Genomic DNA, 5,418 nt, shown 5'->3' with positions numbered 1-5,418 from the left:
CATGGGATTATCCAGATGGCGAATTTGAAAATCACTATAAAACTCCACTTTATACTCTAAGGATATCTAATGGTAAACATACTAGAGCGTTTCAAGTAATAAGGTTCGGTCCAAGATATGTAAGAAGTGAGGGCTACTCAGTCGCTGGATTAGCAGATCAGCAAACGCACTCATTAACATGGTTTCCAGAATATAAACTGCATAGTACAGATACTGCTGAAAACGGTGCATGGATAGTATATGGGAACTTTCTAATTCATGATGGGCCTGATACAACTAACCCAAACATACCAGGTAGTAATATAGGAACAGCGGGTTGTCTAGAAGTCTTCGGGTACAATGGATTCTCTAGTTTTAACAAAGCTCTAAGAGAATTAGGTGGCGTTACCTCAAACAAAGATGTTGATGCAAAGATAATCTACCTTAAGGCAGTGCGCCCAGTAATTAGAGGTAGGACATTAGTTATTCCTTAATCTGAATAAACTACCAAATGCAAATGATTTTACGTTTTAAGATAAAGAGGTTTGTGATGAAAAAATTTATTTTTTTACTATGTTTTATACCCTTAGGTTGTTCAGTAGAAAGTAGTGCTGTTCAAGACACGCCAACGGTAATTGAAAATAAACCAACTGTCATCGAACGTAGTATTGATAAAAACTGCAACTCTAAGCCCTTTTTAGAGACTTATGAAAACTTTGTAGAATTGGGTATAAAATCCGCAAATCTAACAACAGGAAAAGCTAACATTACTTTTTCTAAACGTAAGACGCCTGAAATTGAGATAAAAAACAACCTTACCTCAGAGTTTGGATCGGCGTTCTTAAAAGATGCTTGTGCATTAGATGGAATAGTAATTAGTATAAGGGATGTAAGGGAAGGTTATCTTGGTGCATATCAAATTACTTTTAACTCTGAAAAAAATGCAAGTGAAGCAACTAAGTTTCTAAAAAACTTAGATACAGAACAACTTAATTTTTTTAAAGTTGCCACTATATTTGATTGGAAGCTGAACGATACTACCATTCTTATTACTTATAATGACCCAGGTGTAACTAAATATTATGAGCAAAACGTATCTGAGTTTTCTAAATAGTTTTGTGACCTTATAGATAACTTAAATTATTAGGTTTAGAGAAAACTATCAAGATTTTGACAAACTAAAACAAAGATAGGCTATGAAAAACTTAATATTAATATCATCAATTCTATTATTTGGATGCGGGGAAGCCGTACCTGTGAATGAAGGGCTAAGTGCTGATAGCTCTGAGATATTAGATAACTCAAATACTCGGGACTATAATGCACAAAATTCTCTAGGCAAAATACTAAATTCAGGTGATTCTAGGGAAGTAGTTTACTTAATTCATCCTACGAAAGAGATGCTAGTTTACTGTTATCACGATTTGGAATCTGAATGCTATATTGAAGGAATACATAATAGTCAGTTTTTTAAATACGACATTTCTCAAGTTGAAGGCCAAAACAAAGGCAAATTAACTGCTTCAGGAAATTCTATTGGTTCAGCTAAAACGACGCCAATGAAGTGGTTAACTGTAAATAATGAATATGCTCAGGTACTTATGACTTCAAAAATAATGTTGAACTCACAACAATATACCTTGCATGAGCCTCTTGTTATTTATTATAAAACTGGAATGATGGTTAGATAAGACATTTATGATTAAAAAAATATTTAGCAATTGGTTCTTTTTTAGTTCTATGCTTCTAACTACTGCCTGCCAATCAGAACAAGAGGCTATTATCTCCCCTCACGCCACTATTTCAGTCTCAGAAAGTCCAGAAACTTTTAAAAAAAATAATGAAGACATTAAACAGTATTGGAGTTTTGATGATAATCCGCTCAATATTGGCAGCTTAGGCGTTACTTTTTACGAAATTAACTTTCCATCTAACGATGGGACTGCTACCTTTAGCTACCCTAACGTTCCATCACTCACTGTTGACAATGTGGGTATGACCTCAGGCTTCTATATTCATGATAAACCTAAACGAGGCATACAGTCGGTTCGAATTGATTTCTTCATTCCTAACTCTCAAGGCAGCTATGGTGTTACGAAAAAAGATGCCTATGTCGCTGTGCAAAAACTGTTTAAACAGCTAGAAGGGCAAGGTTGGTTAGATGATCACCGCATTGATGACCCTCGTATATCTATTCAAGATAGCTACACTTACGGTACCAGCGAAAACGTTGCAGATAATTTTGTAAACTATCAATACCCTTTAACTTTTAATCAGTTTAAGCAGTTACCGAGCTTACAAACATGGAGTTTGCGACATAGTACTGATGTTTTTTTAGACATTCGAATGCAATATAACTTTGAAGAAGAAATCAATAACTACGTTTATATGATCAGCTTAGATTTTAGCTCTGAAGAAATTCATATCAACAGCTATATCAGTTATGACAATCCAGACGATACTTTGGAATCAGTCTTTACAAAGGCTTATCCAGACTTACCTACGTCTAGGTTATACGCTGAAACTCAAGCTTTAGAGATAGGCTTAGACGTTCAACAAGACCAACCCGACTATACCCTCCCCCTTGTATTAGAAAAAACAGGCATCGATACCAGCAAGTTTGTTTCTATTGACCCTTACAAAATTACTTACGATGAGTTTATTAAGCGCCAAAAGGCAGGCGAAGACATGACGCCTTATTATGAGAATCAAACCAAACCCAACAAACCCGAAATCACCAGTCAAGTAAAAGGGCGTTGCCCTGCCAATCAGCCCTGCCCTAAATCAGGCTACTGGTTCACGCAAGCAAAATCTGACAGTCGTGCTTACTTTAAAAAAGGCGACATCATGCCAGACTATCCTAATAATCAATGGGGTGAGGTGATTTGGCAGTTCGATGGTGAGCAAGGGTGATAAGATATTAACGAAAGCATAACAATAGCCCAAATGACTGGACCCCAGCACGTATGACTCAGTGGCAAATAAGCGACTGGACACATATTTGCGAGCGGCTCGCGCGTCAAGGACTGACGGCTTACTTACGCCATGAGCAAACGGACGAGCACAGTCCACCAAAGCTTATTATTACATCGCATAGTCCAAGCGATAGCGATGGTATCAGCTTAAATATTGGCGCACTGCGTTACCAACAAGTATTACATGATCGTGTCCATGCGCCCGTTCTAGCAATGAGTGAGCAGATTGTCACCCAACCAAATTCAGTAACGATGCAGCGCTTTAATAGCGCCAGCGTCGCACAGCCAACCCAGGCCGCTGACGTTGCGATGAGCAGTAATGCCGATGAAGAAAGCCATGCCAATAACCACACACTCACACTCACATTAGATACGCCCGCTGCTTTTGCGCCAGTAACCGATACTGAAACCATAGATGAAGCGGCTATCGTAGCAGACAGTCATCAAAGTCAGTATAGCGTCTATCATGCCCTTGCCCATGCTACTGACCTAAACGTTGCTGATACCTTTATTCTTGCTGATCACGGTGCACTCAATCAGCACTACCGCACTACCCATATCGTGCATCTAGCACGCAATAGTCTGGCACATGTGACAGGGCTAACCCAAAGCTCACGCCATCAACAGCGTCATGCGTCAAAATTAGAATCTGGCATTCATTTAACGCAGCTGCGCCTCATTACCGCTGATATCTCATGGGTTGGTCCTCTATATAGCAGACACGCCCTACCACCGATGACCGGTATTACAGATAGCCAAAGCGACACAGACAGTCGCAACCATTTGACCCCGACCAAAAACTACTTACTGGATAGTCCAGCCCAGTCTATCAGTCGATTAGAAGCACAAGCAGGCGCAAACTATGGGTCTCACTTCACCCATAGAGCAGATGATCAAACCCTGATGCAGTCTATCGGTGACGGCGAGCATCTGATCAATACGGGCAGTCTATTGTCATCGACTCGCCCCAGCCTATTTACTACTGACAACGAACAAGCGATTGAGAGTGGTTATCGCAACACCGACAACGGCCTATCAGAATGGGTCACTGACCACCGTACAAAACAAGCCTACTCACAGCTAAAAGTAGACAGTGCTGGGATATCCGCCAGCCTAAAAATGGGCATTATCAATCCATCAGATACCGCCAAACGTCAAGGAATCAATGCGGCTACTAACGCCCAAGTTAATATCAAATCAGGCGAAGCCCTCGTCCTCTCCACTCAGCCACAAACCCACGCACAATCTGGACAACATAACTACCAGCACCATACCCCGACTCTGACCCAAACTGCTCTTGGTGGTCAGCATCTAGCTGAGCGACTTACGCAACTGGCAACAGGGTTAGGGCGTAATGTAAATGGTCACAGCCAAATCAAAGCTCAATTAAAGAGCATCGCAGAAGAACAGCAAACCACTACTCATCAAACTAGCCCCTACACGCTGATCGATAGCGCAGCAGATATAAGTTATGTCAGTACCGATACGCTGATTCATAGAACTATGGGTGAGATGATTAGCACTACTCAGCAAGATATGAATATCAGTAGTGGCGATAGTCATAATCAGATTAGTAGTGAGTCGTTGAACATCATAGCTGATGGTCAATTTAGCATGACTAATGCTAAGGACAACATCACCCTCTCCGCCCATACAGGAAAACTGGAAGCCACAGCTAAGCAAGATGTGAATATCGCCTCTTCGACTAAAGAAGTTGAAGTGGTAGCGACGAATAAGATTATATTGACGGCTGGTGGAGCTAGTATCACTCTCGATGGCGCAAATATTACGATATCGGCTAAGCAGTTTACGGAGAAAGGTGGTAAGCATTCTAAGACTGGGGGTGGAGTTGATGGGCTGGGATTGGCGGGGCTGCCGAGTCTGATAGCTGGTGCGATGTTTAAAGCGCAATTTAAGTTTGCTGACGATGATGACATTCCTTATGCCAACACACCATATATTGCTATCAATGAGAATACGAAAGAGAGGTTTGAGGGTGTTACAGATATTGAGGGAAACACTGAAACTTTCTTTAGCTCGAATCCTGATGAGATTAAAGTACATTTAAAGAATAAAGACCCTTGGGGATCTATTGAACTTTATAAAGTTCAATTTAAGTTTACTGATGATGATGGCATCCCTTACAGTAATGTTCATTATCGTGCAATATCTGAAGTGAAAGAGTTGGTCTACCTTGGAATTACTAACTCCGAAGGTGAAACTGAAGAATTAGTGTCATCTATTGAAGAAGACTTTAATGTGCATCTTTATCTATCAACGAATGGAGATTATTAGTTATGCAATTTCCCCCAAAAAAATCAACTGGTAAAACAACTGTAGATGGCAATAATATAGATGTAAAGTTATCTAGAAGAAACTCAAACTTAAAGGCTTGTCCTATTATCAATAATTTAGTGTTTAGTGATATAAGTTTAAAATGGTTAGATAGCATAGATTCTCGTAT

5 protein-coding genes are annotated in these 5,418 nt (G+C 40.1%); all 5 read left to right on the top strand.

Translation table 11 applies throughout. The features are described from left to right. On the top strand, positions 1–473 hold a 473-nt coding region (locus ACT3TU_RS13375), incomplete at its 5' end, for a hypothetical protein (RefSeq protein WP_444784477.1). A 56-nt stretch (positions 474–529) separates the two neighbouring features. Then, positions 530–1,093, top strand: a complete 564-nt coding sequence (locus ACT3TU_RS13370; protein WP_192524815.1) for a hypothetical protein — start codon at positions 530–532, stop codon at positions 1,091–1,093. Positions 1,094–1,175: 82 nt separating this feature from the next. Further along, complete coding sequence (locus ACT3TU_RS13365; RefSeq protein ID WP_192524816.1) at positions 1,176–1,670, top strand: hypothetical protein; 495 nt, start codon at positions 1,176–1,178, stop codon at positions 1,668–1,670. 7 nt (positions 1,671–1,677) lie between these two features. Next, positions 1,678–2,892, top strand: coding sequence for a hypothetical protein (locus ACT3TU_RS13360; RefSeq protein WP_444784476.1), 1,215 nt, complete (start codon positions 1,678–1,680; stop codon positions 2,890–2,892). A gap of 53 nt (positions 2,893–2,945) precedes the next feature. Continuing rightward, on the top strand, positions 2,946–5,249 hold the full coding sequence (locus tag ACT3TU_RS13355; RefSeq protein ID WP_444784475.1) for a DUF2345 domain-containing protein: 2,304 nt from the start codon (positions 2,946–2,948) through the stop codon (positions 5,247–5,249). Positions 5,250–5,418 lie beyond the last annotated feature (169 nt).

It is taken from the genome of Psychrobacter sp. AOP3-A1-26, assembly GCF_052378235.1.
Lineage (GTDB): Bacteria > Pseudomonadota > Gammaproteobacteria > Pseudomonadales > Moraxellaceae > Psychrobacter.
This window is presented reverse-complemented; position numbering and strand designations above follow the sequence as displayed.

Bases quoted from the DNA above. Each gene is read 5' to 3' on its own strand.
- ACT3TU_RS13370 (WP_192524815.1), top strand. From the start codon at position 530: ATGAAAAAATTTATTTTTTTACTATGTTTTATACCCTTAGGTTGTTCA.
- ACT3TU_RS13365 (WP_192524816.1), top strand. From the start codon at position 1,176: ATGAAAAACTTAATATTAATATCATCAATTCTATTATTTGGATGCGGG.
- ACT3TU_RS13360 (WP_444784476.1), top strand. From the start codon at position 1,678: ATGATTAAAAAAATATTTAGCAATTGGTTCTTTTTTAGTTCTATGCTT.
- ACT3TU_RS13355 (WP_444784475.1), top strand. From the start codon at position 2,946: ATGACTCAGTGGCAAATAAGCGACTGGACACATATTTGCGAGCGGCTC.